Source organism: Actinospineispora eucalypti, from assembly GCF_039543365.1.
GTDB classification, from domain to species: Bacteria; Actinomycetota; Actinomycetes; order Mycobacteriales; family Pseudonocardiaceae; genus Pseudonocardia; species Pseudonocardia eucalypti.
In genome coordinates this window covers 58,905-72,237 of sequence record NZ_BAABJP010000051.1, presented here as the reverse complement: position 1 = coordinate 72,237, position 13,333 = coordinate 58,905, and the positions used below count along the sequence as shown (strand labels likewise).

At 71.4% G+C, this 13,333-nt stretch carries 16 protein-coding genes; 10 read left to right on the top strand and 6 right to left on the bottom strand.

Features of this window, described 5'->3' with window-relative positions; genetic code table 11:
* Positions 1 to 2: 2 nt before the first annotated feature.
* The 3 genes from ABEB12_RS35035 to ABEB12_RS35025 all read left to right on the top strand — a co-directional run bounded on the left by ABEB12_RS35035 (position 3) and on the right by ABEB12_RS35025 (position 2,155).
* Positions 3 to 794, top strand: coding sequence for a fumarylacetoacetate hydrolase family protein (locus tag ABEB12_RS35035; RefSeq protein ID WP_185065104.1), 792 nt, complete (start codon positions 3 to 5; stop codon positions 792 to 794).
* The gene (locus tag ABEB12_RS35030; protein WP_185065103.1) at positions 794 to 1,555 is read left to right on the top strand and encodes a fumarylacetoacetate hydrolase family protein; all 762 of its coding nucleotides are present in this window, start codon (positions 794 to 796) and stop codon (positions 1,553 to 1,555) included. The genes ABEB12_RS35035 and ABEB12_RS35030 overlap by 1 nt, the downstream gene beginning before the upstream one ends.
* Before the next feature lie 138 nt (positions 1,556 to 1,693).
* Positions 1,694 to 2,155 carry a hypothetical protein gene (locus tag ABEB12_RS35025; RefSeq protein WP_185065102.1) on the top strand — a complete coding sequence of 154 codons (462 nt, stop codon included), beginning with the start codon at positions 1,694 to 1,696 and terminating at the stop codon, positions 2,153 to 2,155.
* 12 nt (positions 2,156 to 2,167) lie between these two features.
* On the opposite strand, the gene ABEB12_RS35020 is transcribed toward ABEB12_RS35025, so the two are convergent.
* Positions 2,168 to 3,115: an NADP-dependent oxidoreductase gene (locus ABEB12_RS35020; RefSeq protein ID WP_345703412.1), complete on the bottom strand. Its 948-nt coding sequence runs from the start codon at positions 3,113 to 3,115 to the stop codon at positions 2,168 to 2,170.
* Between the two features lie 10 nt (positions 3,116 to 3,125).
* Positions 3,126 to 3,344: a hypothetical protein gene (locus ABEB12_RS35015; protein WP_185065101.1), complete on the bottom strand. Its 219-nt coding sequence runs from the start codon at positions 3,342 to 3,344 to the stop codon at positions 3,126 to 3,128.
* Between the two features lie 113 nt (positions 3,345 to 3,457).
* Here ABEB12_RS35015 and ABEB12_RS35010 point away from each other — a divergent pair, with 113 nt between their 5' ends.
* The 3 genes from ABEB12_RS35010 to ABEB12_RS35000 are packed head-to-tail and all read left to right on the top strand — an operon-like array spanning position 3,458 to position 5,084.
* The gene (locus tag ABEB12_RS35010) at positions 3,458 to 3,661 is read left to right on the top strand and encodes a hypothetical protein (protein WP_185065100.1); all 204 of its coding nucleotides are present in this window, start codon (positions 3,458 to 3,460) and stop codon (positions 3,659 to 3,661) included.
* Positions 3,658 to 4,242, top strand: coding sequence for a DUF6879 family protein (locus tag ABEB12_RS35005; RefSeq protein WP_185065098.1), 585 nt, complete (start codon positions 3,658 to 3,660; stop codon positions 4,240 to 4,242). Before ABEB12_RS35010 ends, ABEB12_RS35005 begins: the two co-directional genes overlap by 4 nt.
* Positions 4,239 to 5,084 (top strand): Scr1 family TA system antitoxin-like transcriptional regulator, encoded by an 846-nt coding sequence (locus tag ABEB12_RS35000; RefSeq protein WP_185065097.1) that lies wholly within the window; start codon positions 4,239 to 4,241, stop codon positions 5,082 to 5,084. Before ABEB12_RS35005 ends, ABEB12_RS35000 begins: the two co-directional genes overlap by 4 nt.
* Here the strand turns inward: ABEB12_RS35000 and ABEB12_RS34995 are convergent.
* Positions 5,081 to 5,449, bottom strand: a complete 369-nt coding sequence (locus tag ABEB12_RS34995; RefSeq protein WP_345703411.1) for a DUF1232 domain-containing protein — start codon at positions 5,447 to 5,449, stop codon at positions 5,081 to 5,083. The genes ABEB12_RS35000 and ABEB12_RS34995 overlap by 4 nt on opposite strands.
* A 127-nt stretch (positions 5,450 to 5,576) precedes the next feature.
* Here ABEB12_RS34995 and ABEB12_RS34990 point away from each other — a divergent pair, with 127 nt between their 5' ends.
* The gene (locus tag ABEB12_RS34990; RefSeq protein ID WP_345703410.1) at positions 5,577 to 6,314 is read left to right on the top strand and encodes a PadR family transcriptional regulator; all 738 of its coding nucleotides are present in this window, start codon (positions 5,577 to 5,579) and stop codon (positions 6,312 to 6,314) included.
* A gap of 72 nt (positions 6,315 to 6,386) precedes the next feature.
* Here ABEB12_RS34990 and ABEB12_RS34985 read toward each other — a convergent pair whose 3' ends face one another.
* Entirely contained in the window at positions 6,387 to 7,739 is a 1,353-nt protein-coding gene (locus ABEB12_RS34985; protein ID WP_345703409.1) for a 4Fe-4S binding protein, read from the bottom strand.
* A 114-nt stretch (positions 7,740 to 7,853) separates the two neighbouring features.
* On the opposite strand from ABEB12_RS34985, the gene ABEB12_RS34980 reads away from it, so the two are divergent.
* The gene (locus ABEB12_RS34980) at positions 7,854 to 8,309 is read left to right on the top strand and encodes a winged helix-turn-helix transcriptional regulator (RefSeq protein WP_185065095.1); all 456 of its coding nucleotides are present in this window, start codon (positions 7,854 to 7,856) and stop codon (positions 8,307 to 8,309) included.
* 529 nt (positions 8,310 to 8,838) lie between these two features.
* On the opposite strand, the gene ABEB12_RS34975 is transcribed toward ABEB12_RS34980, so the two are convergent.
* Together ABEB12_RS34975 and ABEB12_RS34970 are read right to left on the bottom strand one after the other, a co-directional pair.
* Positions 8,839 to 9,804: a nucleotide-binding protein gene (locus ABEB12_RS34975; RefSeq protein WP_185065094.1), complete on the bottom strand. Its 966-nt coding sequence runs from the start codon at positions 9,802 to 9,804 to the stop codon at positions 8,839 to 8,841.
* Positions 9,805 to 9,876: 72 nt separating this feature from the next.
* A complete protein-coding gene (locus tag ABEB12_RS34970) occupies positions 9,877 to 11,196 on the bottom strand; it encodes an MFS transporter (RefSeq protein ID WP_345703408.1) in 1,320 nt (439 codons plus the stop codon).
* Between the two features lie 110 nt (positions 11,197 to 11,306).
* Between ABEB12_RS34970 and ABEB12_RS34965 the strand changes: the two genes are divergently transcribed.
* Complete coding sequence (locus ABEB12_RS34965) at positions 11,307 to 12,260, top strand: PAC2 family protein (protein WP_185065093.1); 954 nt, start codon at positions 11,307 to 11,309, stop codon at positions 12,258 to 12,260.
* 71 nt (positions 12,261 to 12,331) lie between these two features.
* The gene (locus ABEB12_RS34960; RefSeq protein ID WP_185065091.1) at positions 12,332 to 13,327 is read left to right on the top strand and encodes an alpha/beta fold hydrolase; all 996 of its coding nucleotides are present in this window, start codon (positions 12,332 to 12,334) and stop codon (positions 13,325 to 13,327) included.
* The last annotated feature ends 6 nt before the right edge of the window (positions 13,328 to 13,333 follow it).

Genomic DNA, 13,333 nt, shown 5'->3' with positions numbered 1-13,333 from the left:
AAATGCCCGTGACGGACGCACCGGCGAAGGCGCGCGCGCTGTACGAGGCGCGGCGCACCCGCGTGCCGATCCCCCCGTTCACCGACGAGGACCCGACCCTCGGCATGGCCGACGGGTACGCGATCCAGCGGGAGCTGGTGCCCCTGCTGCTGGCGGACGGCGACCGGATCGCCGGCTACAAGGTGGGCGCCACGTCCAAGCCGGCCCAGCGGCTGTTCGGGCTGGACTCCCCCGACTACGGCCCGGTGTTCGGGTCCACCGTCTACGGCAGTGGCGACGCCGTACCGCTCGACCGGTTCATCCAGCCCAAGATCGAGGCGGAGATCGCGTTCGTGATACGGGACCGCCTGGCCGGCCCCGGGGTGACCGCGGCGGACGCCCGCCGGGCCGTGGCCGGCGCGGTGGCCGCGGTGGAGATCGTGGACTCCCGGATCGAGGACTGGCGGATCAAGCTGGCCGACACGGTCGCCGACCTGGCTTCCAACGGCGCGGTCGCGTTCTCCGGCCAGCTGGTCCCGGTGGACGGCCTGGACGTGCGGCTCATCGGGGTGGCCCTGAGCCGCAACGGCGAGCTGGTGGACACCGGGGCCGGCGCCGCCGCCCTGGGTGACCCGATCGCCGTGGTCGCCTGGCTGGCCAACGTGCTGGCCGAGAACGGCGTGGCCCTGGAACCGGGACACCTGGTGATGACCGGCTCGCTGCACGCGCCGGTGCCGATGGCGGCCGGCGACGTGTTCCGGGCCGAGTTCGACCGGCTGGGACCGGTCACCGTGCGGGTCGTGGAGGGCGCCTGATGGCCATCGACATCACCGAGCTGGCGGCCCGGCTGCGCAAGGCCGAGGCCGACCGGGTGGCCATCGAGCCGCTCACCGACGAGCTGCCCGACCTGGGCGTGGGCACCGGTTACCTGGTGCAGCGGGAGCTGCGCGAGGAGGCCGGCCCGCTGGCCGGCTGGAAGCTGGGGCTGACCTCGCGGGCCAAGCAGACGCAGGTCGGGGTGCGGGAGCCGATCTACGGCTTCCTGGCCGCCGAGCGCGCGCTGGACCTGGGCGCGACGCTGGACACCGGTGCGCTGATCCAGCCCAGGGCCGAGCCGGAGATCGCCTTCACCCTGGGCCGGGACCTGACCGGCCCGCACGTGACCGCGACCGACGTGCTGGCCGCGACGGCGAGCCTGGCGGTGGCCCTGGAGATCATCGACTCGCGGTACCGGGACTACCGGTTCACCCCGGCCGACGTGGTCGCCGACAACACCTCGGCCGCGCGCTACCTGATCGGCCCGCCGGTGTCCGCCGGCGTGGACCCTCGCCTGGCCGGCGTCGTGCTGGAGCACAACGGCGAGGTGGTGGCCACCGCGTGCGGCGCCGCCGCGCTGGGCCATCCGGCCGCCGCCGTGGCCTGGCTGGTCCGCGCGCTGGCCGTCGAGGGCGACGGGCTGCGCGCCGGCGAGGTGGTGCTCTCCGGTGGGCTCACCGCCGCCGTCCCGGTCGTCCCCGGTGACGTGGTGGTGGCCAGCGTGGACCGGCTGGGCTCGATCGAGCTGGGCTGCCGTTAGCGGTATCTCCCGCGGGCGCCCAACTGGGCGCCCGCTCAGCTCACGAGCGCGTGCCGCGCTCGTGTGACCTGGGACACGTGACCGACTCCACCGGCAAACGATTCGCTTTACCGGGGCCGCCGCGCGCAGTCTGGAGTGGTGAGCAAGCGAGGGGTGGTTTCAGTTTCCCTGCCGGCTTCCGGTGACTTCCGCCAGCTCCGCGCGCGGACCAAGCTGGCGGTCGGCATACCGCTGGCGTTGGTGCGCAACCCGGTGCTGGCCTGCGTGGGTGCCAGCGATCTCGCCTTCAACACGGTCAGCCACGCGGTGACCGGCAGCGCCCCGGGCCCCACCATGGCCCGGAGCGGTACCTCATACGCCGAAATGACCAGCCACGGCGAGGCGGCGCTGGCCCGGGTGCGGTCCAACCCGGATGTGGCCAAGGCGATGCGCGGCCTGGAAGACGCCACCGACGAGTTCAACCGTCGTTTCGAGTACATCGTGGACGAGCTGAACGACCTCAGCGAAGAGGCGCTGGGCCGGTTCAGCCTGCGCCGCGAGGCGGCCCGCAACCGCGCGGCCGAGCTTTCCCGGCGGGTGGCGGAACGCCTGCGCGGTTAGGCGCATGCCGGCTCAGATCGTGAGGACGATCTTTCCGGTGGTCCGCCCGGCCTCGGCCTGGCGGTGCGCGGCGCTCGCTTCGGCGAGCGGGTAGCCGCGCTCCACCACCGGGCGCAGCTCACCGGCCTCGACCAGCGCGGCGAGCTGTTCCAGGGCGTGCCCGTCCGGCTCCACCAGCATCGGCACCGCGCGGACCCCCCGGCTGGGGGCGGCCTCGATCGCCGCCGTCGCGGTCCGCGCCTGCACGCACACCAGCAGGCCCCCGGGGCGCAGCACGTCCAGCGAGCGCAGGGCCACGTCCCCGCCGACGGTGTCCAGCACCACGTCCACCGGCTCCACCACCTGCTCGAACCGGGTGCCCTGGTAGTTCACCACCTCGTCCAGCCCCAGCTCGCCGAGGAAGCGGTGCTTGGCCGAGCTGGCGGTGCCCACCACGTACGCCCCCCGGCTCTTGGCGATCTGCACGGCCAGGTGGCCCACTCCCCCGGCGGCGGCGTGCACCAGCACCCGCTGGCCGCGCTGCACGTCGGCGATGTCCACCAACGACTGCCAGGCGGTCAGCCCGGCCAGCGGCAGTGCGGCGGCTTCCATCGCGCCCAGCCGAGCGGGACGGGCGGCGAAGTGCCGGGACGGCGCGGTCACGTACTCCGCGTAGGCGCCCGCCCGCCTCGGGAACCACGGCATGCCGAACACCGGGTCACCGACCGCGAACCGGGTCACCCCGGGCCCGATCTTGTCCACCACCCCGGACACGTCCCAGCCCAGCACCATCGGCGGGTCACCCATCACGTGGGCCATGCCGTCCCCGGCCCGGGTCTTCCAGTCCACCGGGTTCACCCCGGCGGCCTCCACCCGCACCCGGACCTCGGTGGGCAACGGCTCCGGCACCGGACGCTGGGACATGGCCAGCGCGTCCGCGTCCCCGAAGCGGTCCAACACGACCGCGCGCATGAACTCCATGCGGAGATGTCTATCGGATCTCCTCCGGATGATCCTGACCGGGAGCTCCGCCGGCCCGGGCGAGCTCGCCATTGATCATCCAGGAGAACCGGTACCTCCCGTCCGGCATCCGCCGGTACACGGGCTCCCCGTCCACGCAGTCGCGCAGATGCCGCCGGCACCGGCCGGTCAGCACCACCAACCAGACCAGGCAACCCAGCACACCACCGGCAAGCAGCAGATCCGTCACGCCAGCATCCTGACACACGCTGGCGGGCAAGAATTCACAATTGCAAACAATTGCTTGACCTGTTGTAACGCCATCCTCCACGCTGTACCCACCGGGCAGCTAAGGAGGATGCCGTGAGGCTGGAGTTCTTAGGCAAGGAGTCACGCGTCGGCGAGAGTCCAACGCTCTACGCGACCGATCGCGGAACATACGTGATACAAGGCTGGAAGGTCACCGATCCGGCCGCACGCGCCACTATGGCCCTGCCCGACCACGAGGACGCGGTCGAAATCCCCGCCGGGTTGGTGCGCTTCTTCCCAGAAGAGCATCGCCGATGACCGCGCTCACCCCTGAAGAGTTCATGGAGCTGTTTCGCCAGGTCAAGCACGCGGCCCGCAGGCTGGAGAACCGCGGGCGTTACGACGTGGCCTACGAGACACCGGAGCGAGAGGCATTCCTGGCCGGCGAGCGGTCACCCGAACGCCCGGAGCGTTTTGACGACTGGGACCTGAACCTGCGGGAACGAACCGCCGCGGGTGCACGGTTCGAGCGCGTTCGGGTCATGGAGGATCCGCTCACGCCCTACAACCGGTTCATGATCTGGAGCAACGCGCAGAACTCCCGCAACGGCGAGGACATCCGCTATCTGGACCGCAATCGCGCCAACGAGCTCAACCTCCCGGACCACGACTTCTGGGTGTTCGACTCGACCCAACTCGTGCTCATGCGGTTCACCAAGGACGACCGTTCGCTGGGCCACGACCTGATAACCGATCCCGGACTCATCGCCAGACACGAGGCGTGGATCGACCTGGCCATGGCACATGCGACACCGTGGAGGGACTACGTTGCGGAAGACCACACCCGCGCCGAGCCACCCATCCGGCTACACCCGGAGGTGACCACTGGAGGGCCGTGACCAGCGAACAAGATGGGAGGGCCGGTTTCGGCAACCGGCTGCGCCGGCTGCGTGAGGACTCCGAGTTATCGGGTAAGGAGCTAGCCGAGCGCCTCGGCTGGCCAGCTTCGAAGGTCTCCCGCCTGGAGAACGGTAAACAGACCGCATCGGCGCAGGACGTGCGCGCCTGGGCCGACGCGGTTCATGCCGCGCCCGAGGTACAGGCGGCGCTCATCGAGGACCTCCGCAGCCTTCGCGTTGAGTACGCGACCTGGAGGCGACAACTGCGTGCCGGTTTCGCCCCCCGGCAACGCGCGGGCGTGGTTCTGTCCCATGCGACCGCCCGGTCTCGCATGCTCACCACGATGATCATTCCGGGCTTGTTGCAGACCGGCGAATACGCCCGCCACGTGTTTGCCGGCCTTGCCGACTTCTACGATCACCCCTCGGATGTCGACGAAGCCGTCCGCACCAGGCTGCGCCGCCAGGAAGTGCTCTACCTGGCCGAAAAGCACTTCCGGTTCCTGATGACGGAAGGCGCGCTCCGCGCTCGTCTATGCCCGCCGGCCGTACTCCGCGCCCAGCTGGATCGGCTGCTGATGCTTTCCGGACTGCTGAACGTCGAACTGGCGGTGCTGCCCTCCGACGCCCCGCTACCGACGGTCGCCATGCACGACTATTCGATCTACGACGATTCGCTCGTGCTGGTCGAGACAGTGGACGCCGAGCTGGCGATCCGGGACCGCGAGGACATCGCACTGTACGAGCGGCTGTTCGAGGCGTTCTGGGAAGCCGCGCTGCGTGGTCCGGACGCGTTCGAGTTCATCGCCGCGCTCGCACGGGAGCTCGGCCGGCCGGATTAACCCAGCTGCCCGTCGACCACCCCGGGTGGCGTGCGCCGCCAGCGCAGATAGCGTTCGGTCTCGGTGAGGAAGGTGCCGGCCAACCACATGCCGACCACCGCGTCGTCGGTGAGGCCGAGCACGTTGAGCAGCAGCTCCGGCACCACGTCCACCGGCGAGACCACATAGACCAGCGCGATCACGATCATCGCCAGCTTGCCCCGGCCGATGCCCGGGTAACGGCCGGCCAGCGCGTCGCCGGTGAGCCGGGGCAGCGCCCGGGCCCGCTCGCCGAGGTCGGGCGCCCCGGGTTCACGGTGGCCGCGCAGGGCGCGCCACAGCGCACGGAAGGCGGAGATCCGCCTCGGGTTCAGCATCGCCGGCATATGTGGTTCAACGCCCCGGGGCCGCACGGGGTTCCGGAATATCCTTGCCATCCGATCGGTTACGACATATCGTTACTACATCAGCGACACTCGCTGGCATGACGTGAACTATCCAAGAGGAGTCATCATGACAAGCATCAACCCCGCCTGGGACCCCCGTTGGAGCATGCTCCGCGGCGCGCTGCGCCGGCACGGCCACCAGGCATTCGCGCATCACCGGCCCGGCGACGGAGAACCCGGCGACGACTTCGGACGGGGCCGCCGAGGCCACTTCCGGGGGCACCGGAGCCGCCGAGGCCAGGGCGGGCCCGACTTCGGCCCCGGCATGGGACCCGGCTTCGGCCCGGGTCCCGGATGGGGCCCCGGGTTCGGTCCGCCGGGCGGCGGCTTCCCGGGCGGCCCGAGGGGCCGGCGCGGCCGGCGCCCCCGGGGCGACATCCGGCTGGCCGTGCTCACCCTGCTCTCCGAGCAGCCCCGGCACGGCTACGAGATCATCCAGGAGATCGGCGAGCGCACCAGTGGCGCCTGGCGGCCCAGCCCGGGCTCGGTCTACCCCACGCTGCAACAGCTGGAGGACGAGGGCCTGGTGCGCACCGAAGAGTCCGAGGGCCGGCGCACCGTCGCGCTGACCGATGAGGGCACCCGGTACGTCGAGGAGCACCGCGCCGAACTGGACAAGGTGTGGAACGTCGCGGCGGGTGACGAGGTGAGCGAGAGCGTGGCGAACCTGCGCACCCAGTACGGCCAGCTGCACGCGGCCGTGCAGCAGATCGGGTCCGCCGGCACCGACGCGCAGCGGGACACCGCGTCCGCCGCGTTGGCCGAGGCCCGCAAGACGATCTACCGACTGCTCGCCGAGGACTGAGCCTCGAGAGCCGAGTGCCGCGCCGCCGGGTCCGAGGGGAACCGGCGGCGCGGCCGTTTCGGCGCGGCCGACTCAGCGCGGGAAGCAGCGGGCGAAGGCGGTCAGCAGGCGCGGCGGGCCGGCCAGCCGGATCCGCCGGGACAGCAGCGGCCACACGATGGACCGCTCACCGGCCACGAACTCGAACCATGTGCGGGTGTCCGCCCGGACCCGGATGTCCGGGTCGCCGTGGAGGCCCTTGGTGATAGTCAGCTCTCCGCCGGAGATGACGATGGTGAGCTCGCGCTCCTCGGCACCGGTGAAGGTGAAGTGGTAGGTGGCGTCCAGCCCCCGCGCCTTGGCCACCTCGCGCTGGAACAACAGCGGCAGGCCGGCGATGAACCCGTCCACCGTGCGCGCCCGCAGCCCACTGCCCACCCGCTTGACCCGCTTGTGCGGGAAGCGCTTCACCACGTGCGCCTCGGCGTCCGACTCGGCGAGCACGTAGACCGTCTCCACCTTGTTCTGCAGCGGCTTGACCACCTCGGCGAGGTGGGTCTTGCGACTGTCCAGGTACGGCCCGAGCACGTCCTCGCCGGCCGGGCAGACCGAGACGCAGTAGGCGGCCTTGTAGTTCGGCCCGAATCCCAGGCTCTGCCACATGGACGCGCTCTCCGGCTCGCTGACCCGGCGCCGGTAGTCCTTGGCGTCCCGGGACTCCACGATCTGCTCCACCCAGTTCTCGAACCCGCCGAGGAACTCCCGGTAGTTGTGCGTGTAGCAGGCGGAGAAGTCGAACCGGCCGTCCGGATTGATCGCCCCGGTCGGACAGGCCGCCACGCACAGCTTGCACTCCAGGCACGGGTTGTAGTCGATCGGCCGGTCGTAGGCACTGACGGGGGTGTCGACGACCACCGTGCCGAGCAGGATGAAGTTGCCGAACTTCGGGTGGATCACGTTGCGGTGGATGCCGATGTGACCCAGTCCGGCCTCCACCGCGATGGGCTTGTGCGCCACCGTCCAGATCCGCTCGCTGGGGAACCGGTCCATCTCCATCGGGAAGCCGACCGCCCCGTTGAACGCCCGCACCCCCAGCTGCTGCAACTCGTAGACGATCCGGCGGCTCACCTCGTTGGTGTCGTGGTTGGTGAGGTGGAACTCCAGGTTGCTGGCCGACCGGGACGGGCTGCGCACGTTCTCCTGGTTCATCGTGCACACGAAGCTGATCAGCGCCCGGGCACCGGTGAACGACCGGGCGATCTCCTCCCGCTCCCCGGCCAGCTCCGCCCGCTCGATCTCCACGAACCCGACGTCCTGCGCGCCGGCCCTCCGGCACAGCTCGCGCAGCCACTCGGCGTCCAGGACCTCGGGCGGCGGCTGCGTCTCGCCCTCGGCGGTGCGCCGGCGGACCTCGATCACGTTCGGGTGCGAGTCGATCTTTGCCACTGGTCTCGCCGCCGTTCCGTCGGATTGAGTAGCGTGATGCAACGCACCGTAGAGCATTTCAGTCCTATGAAGCAACCCACTCTGCTAGGCTCGGCGGGGACGCGAGGAGGCCGGGTGCTCGGACGGACCTACGACGGCGAGGTGTGCTCGCTGGCCCGCGCGCTGGAGATCATCGGCGAGCGGTGGACGCTACTGATCGTGCGCGACGCGCTGCTCGGCCTGCACCGCTTCGACGAGTTCTCCGCCAGCCTCGGCCTGGCCCGCAACGTGCTCACCGACCGGTTGACCAAACTGGTCGAGGCCGGCGTGCTCGAGCGGGTCCGCTACCAGCAGCGCCCGGACCGTTTCGAGTACCGGCTGACCCCGATGGGCCAGGGCCTGGCCGTCCCCGTGCTCGCGCTGATGCAATGGGGCGACGCCCACCTGGCCGGCCCCGCCGGCCCACCGAGGCTAGCCCGGCACACCAGTTGCGGCGGCGGCGCAATCCGCGCCGGCCTGACCTGTACCGACTGCGCCGAACCCGTACAGGGCGGGGTCGAACTCATGGCCGGCCCCGGCGCTTCGACCTGACGCACGTTCCGAGATCCACATCAACCTCATCGCCCTTTGCCGACCTCGGGAGGTGCGTGAGGTTGATGTGGATCTTCGTTTGGGCGGGGTGCCGGTTTAAAGATCGGCTTGGACGGCGCGCCTGGGTGGTCTTCCGCCGCCCGGGTGCGGCCCGTTGCGTCGGACTCGGGGTACGGCCCGTTGCGTCGGACACGGGTGCGGCCCGTTGCGCTGGACTCGGGTGCAGGGTGTTTGCATACGGCTGTGACTACACATGGTGACGACCGCCGAGCGGCGGCATGATCGCCGTTGGTGGCGATTTAGCGTCGAATATCGCGGCTGAACCGCCAGAGACGACGATCACCCTACCGTTCTCACCAGGGTGGAGCGACCGCGGTCAGTCAAACGACCCACAACCGGCAACACTCCGTGACCGAACCCCGGTATCCGACGCAACGGGGCCGCACCCGAGCGGCGGAAGACCACCCAGCCGCGCCGTCCAAGCCGATCTTTAAACCGGCACCCCGCCCGAACGAAGATCGGCAGCGGGTCAGGCGGTGATTGTCGCGGGGCCGGGGGTGAAGTCGGGGTCGACCTGGTCGGTGAGGTCGATGCCCAGCGAGCGGTTCGCCCAGGCGGCGGCGTTGCGCAGGTGGAATTCCACGGTGCCCCGGTGGTACGCGGCCCAGTCGCGCTCGGCCCCGTCCAGCGCGGCCAGGATGGTGTCCAGCGCGGCGCGGTTCTCCGGCTCCAGGGTGGCCATCGGGCCGGGCTCGCCGCGCTCCGCCGCGCGCACCCAGGCCGACTGGCCGAGGGTGGCCAGTAGCGCCGGCCCGACCTGCTCGCGCAGGTAGGCCACGTCCTCCGGGCTGGTCACCTTGTTGCCCAGCACCCGCAGCGGGACGGCGTGCCCGTCCGCGTTGGCCTGGTACTGCCGGTACACCCCGACGCCCCGCCGGGTCGGCTCGCTGACCAGGACGGTGAGGTCGAAGCGGGTGAACAGGCCGGAGGCGAACGCGTCCGCGCCGGCGGTCATGTCCACGACCACGTACTCGCCGGGGCCGTCGAGCAGGTGGTTCAGGTAGAGCTCCACCGCGCCGGTCTTGGAGTGGTAGCAGGAAACCCCGATGTCCTCGGTGTCGAACTCCCCGGTGACCATCATCCGCGCACCGGCCGGGCCGGGCAGCGGGACCGCGTAGCGGCGCAGCACCTCGTCGTCCTCGGTCAGCCGCACCATCCGGGAGCCGCGCCCCGGCGGAGTGGTCTTGATCATCACGTCGGCCGAGGGGATCCGGGGGTTGTCCCCGCGCAGGTGGTTCTTCAGCCAGAGCAGGTCCGCACCCAGCGGCGGGGCGGTGTCCGCCCCTTCGTCCAGGCCGAGCGCCTGACCCAGATGCTGGTTGATGTCCGCATCGATGGCCAGCACCGGACGACCCGATTCGGCCAGATAGCGGGTGAACAGGGCGGCGAGGGTGGTCTTGCCGCTGCCTCCCTTGCCCACGAATGCGATGCGCACGCCGTTTCTACCCTTCTCCGGTCAGCTCTTTGGATTCTGACGGAGATGATAGTCATTGTCACTATCGGGTGATCAGCCCGCCGTCCCGGATGAACGCGCGAGCGCCCGGCGGCGGGTGATCACCTCGCGCAGCGACGGCACCACCACGCCCTCCCTGGCCATCCGGCGCCGGGTCAGCCGGCGCGAGCGCAGCACGCCGACCAGGGCGATCGCCCAGACCGCGTACTGCACGCACCACGCCGCGCGGAAGGCCTCCGGGGTGTACCCGTCCGGGCCGCCGACCGCGCCGAGCACCAGGCCGACGGCCAGCACCACCACCAACGAGGCGCTGAACCCGCCCACGTTCACGATGCCCACCGCCGTACCCTGCCGGCCGCCCGGGTTGAAGGTGCGGGCGAAGTCGAAGCCGACGATGGAACCGGGACCACCCGCGGCGAGCACCAGCACCAACACCACCAGCAACCAGCGCGGGGCCGGCTGCGGCGCGAGCAACACCGCCGTCCACGCGGCGGCGGTCGCCGCGATGATCGCCAGCACCATCCAGGAACGGCGCAGCGGGTGCCGGGCGGTCAGCTCGCCGATCACCGGGCCGACCACGATGCCGGCCACCACGAACACGGTGAGCAGCACGCTGGCCTCCACCGGCCGCAGGCCCTGCCCGGCCACCAGGAACGGCATGCCCCAGAGCAGCGCGAACACCGTCCCGGAGAACTGGGTGCCCATGTGCGACCAGAAGCCCAGCCGGGTGCCCGGGGTCAGCCAGGCCTCCCGCAGCCCTCGCACCACCTCGCCCAGGGTGGGCGCGGCCGCCGTGTCCACCACTCCGCGCGGCCGGTCCCGCACCACCACCCAGGCCAGCACCAGCGCCAGCGTGCCCAGCCCGGCGGCCGAGCCGAAAGCGGCGGTCCAGCCGGCCCCGTGCAGCAGGGCGACCAGCGGGATCGCGCTCAGCACCTGGCCGAGCTGGCCGATCAGCGCGGTCAGCTGGGTCATCAACGGCGCGCGGCGCGGGCTGAACCAGGCGCCGACCACGCGCAGCACGCTGATGAAGGTCAGCGCGTCACCCGCGCCGACCAGCCCCCGGGCGAGCAGGGCCACCGGCAGGTCGGTGACCACGGCGAGCAGCAGCTGCCCGGTGGCCATGATCAGCCCGCCGGCCACGATCAGCCGGCGCGCGCCGTACCGGTCCAGCAGCAGCCCGACCGGGATCTGCAGGCTGGCGTACACCAGAAGCTGCAGCACCACGAACCCGGAGAGCGTCACCGGCGCCGCGTGGAACCGGGCGGTGGCGTCCAGGCCGGCCACCCCGAACGAAGAACGCTGCAGTACCGCCACCAGATAGGCGAAGACCCCGACCGACCAGACCAACCACACCGAACGCCGCGTATCCACGTCTTCCCATAGTGATGGAGCCAACGGACGCCAAGCACGGGAATGGGATGGATCTAACGCCGCGGTGCGTTGAGACTGGCAACGACGCAATTCCCCGAGGAGGTCCCGCGATGCTGGATCCCACCGAGCTGTACCAGGTCGAGGAGGACGCGCAGGCCGCGCTCACCCGACCGTCGGACGCCCCGATGGCCAGCGGTGACGAGCCGTTCGTGCTGCTTCACCACATGGGCGGCTACATCGACGCCGGGCACGCCAGCCGGCTGGCCGTCGACCACCTGCTCTCCGCTCTGCCGTCGACCATCGTGGCCACGTTCGACGCGGACCAGCTGATCGACTACCGGTCCCGCCGGCCCACCATGACCTTCGAGGGAAACCGCTGGGCGGACTACGAGGAGCCGATCCTCGCCCTGTATGCGCTGCGTGACCTGGCCGGCACCCCCTTCCTGCTGCTCACCGGCCCCGAACCGGACTTCCAGTGGGAGCGGTTCGCCGCCGCCGTCGGCGAGCTGGTCGAGTACTTCGGCGTCGACGTGACGGTCGGCATGAACGCCATCCCGATGGCCGTGCCGCACACCCGGCCGGCCGGGGTCACCGCGCACGCCACCCGTCCCGAGCTGATCGACCACCACGAGCAGTGGGAGTCCACCGCCGAGCTGCCGGGCAGCGCCGGCGCGCTGCTGGAGCTGCGCCTCGGGCAGACCGGGCAGGACGCGATGGGCCTGGCCGTGCACGTGCCGCACTACCTGGCGGAGACCGAGTACCCGCACGCCGCGCGCACGCTGCTGGACCACGTCAGCGTGAGCACCGGGCTGCTGCTGCCCACCGACGCCCTGACCGAGGCCGCCGAGGCGGTCGGCGCCGACATCCAGCGCAAGGTGGCCAGCTCGGAGCAGGCCACCCGGGTTGTGGAGGCGCTGGAGCAGCGCTACGACTCGGCCGGCGGCGGCATCGGCGAGCAGCGTCCCTCGCTGCTCGCCGAGGACCAGCCCCTGCCCACCGCCGACGAGCTGGGCGCCGAGGTCGAGCGGTTCCTCGCCGAGCACCAGGGCGGCCCGACCGAGTGACCGGACGCTAGGTAACCCACCGGCAACGCGAGCGGAAACTGTTCGCCGCGCGGGCGCTCTAACCTCGGCGGATGGCGGCGCCCCGGGGTTACCACGGAGCCGGCGGGCGGCTGGGCCCGGTGCCGGTGCGCGCCCCGGAGCTCCGGTTCCGGACGGTGCACGGATACCGCCGGGCGTTCCGGGTCGCCGGCTCGGGTTCCCCGCTGGTACTCATCCACGGCATCGGGGACAACTCCGTCACCTGGGAACCGGTGCTGGACGCGCTGGCCCGGCGCTATCTGGTGATCGCCCCGGACCTGCTGGGGCACGGGCTCTCGGACAAGCCGAGGGCCGACTACTCGGTGGCCGCCTACGCGAACGGGGTGCGGGACCTGCTCGGGGTGCTGGGCGTGCGCCGGGCCACCCTGGTCGGCCACTCGCTCGGCGGCGGCGTGGCCATGCAGTTCGCCTACCAGTTCCCGGAACGCACCGAGCGCCTGGTGCTGGTGGGCAGCGGGGGCGGCGGCCCGGAGGTCAGCCTGCTGCTGCGGGCGCTCACCCTGCCGGGCGCGGAGTGGGCACTGCGGCTGCCCCGGTTGCCCACCGCCCGCTGGCAGACCCGGATCGCCGTGTCCCTGCTGCGGGCGCTCGACACCCCGCTCGGCCAGGACGCGCCCGACCTGCTGCGGGTGGTGGACGCGCTGCCCGACGCGACCGCGCGGGCCGCCTTCATCCGCAGCCTGCGTTCGGTGGTGGACTGGCGCGGCCAGGTGATCACCATGCTGGACCGCTGCTACCTCACCCAGGGCATGCCGACGCTGCTGGTCTGGGGCTCGCGGGACGCGGTGGTGCCGGTGGAGCACGGCCGGAGGGCGCACAAGGCCATGCCGGGCAGCCGGCTGGAGATCTTCGAAGGGGCCGGGCACTTCCCGTTTCACACCGACCCGGCGCGGTTCGTCGCCACGCTGGAGCGGTTCCTCGAGGAAACCCGGCCGGCCACCTGGAACCTCGAACAGTGGCGCCAACTGCTCCGCTCCGGGACCACTCCGGCCGACCCGGACGCCGCCGCCGAGCGCAGCGCCACCTGAGTCAGC

Bases quoted from the DNA above. Each gene is read 5' to 3' on its own strand.
- ABEB12_RS35035 (WP_185065104.1), top strand. From the start codon at position 3: ATGCCCGTGACGGACGCACCGGCGAAGGCGCGCGCGCTGTACGAGGCG.
- ABEB12_RS35030 (WP_185065103.1), top strand. From the start codon at position 794: ATGGCCATCGACATCACCGAGCTGGCGGCCCGGCTGCGCAAGGCCGAG.
- ABEB12_RS35020 (WP_345703412.1), bottom strand. From the start codon at position 3,115: ATGGAGTTCATGCGCGCGGTCGTGTTGGACCGCTTCGGGGACGCGGAC.
- ABEB12_RS35005 (WP_185065098.1), top strand. From the start codon at position 3,658: ATGACCGCGCTCACCCCTGAAGAGTTCATGGAGCTGTTTCGCCAGGTC.
- ABEB12_RS34995 (WP_345703411.1), bottom strand. From the start codon at position 5,449: ATGCCGGCGATGCTGAACCCGAGGCGGATCTCCGCCTTCCGTGCGCTG.
- ABEB12_RS34990 (WP_345703410.1), top strand. From the start codon at position 5,577: ATGACAAGCATCAACCCCGCCTGGGACCCCCGTTGGAGCATGCTCCGC.
- ABEB12_RS34965 (WP_185065093.1), top strand. From the start codon at position 11,307: ATGCTGGATCCCACCGAGCTGTACCAGGTCGAGGAGGACGCGCAGGCC.
- ABEB12_RS34960 (WP_185065091.1), top strand. From the start codon at position 12,332: ATGGCGGCGCCCCGGGGTTACCACGGAGCCGGCGGGCGGCTGGGCCCG.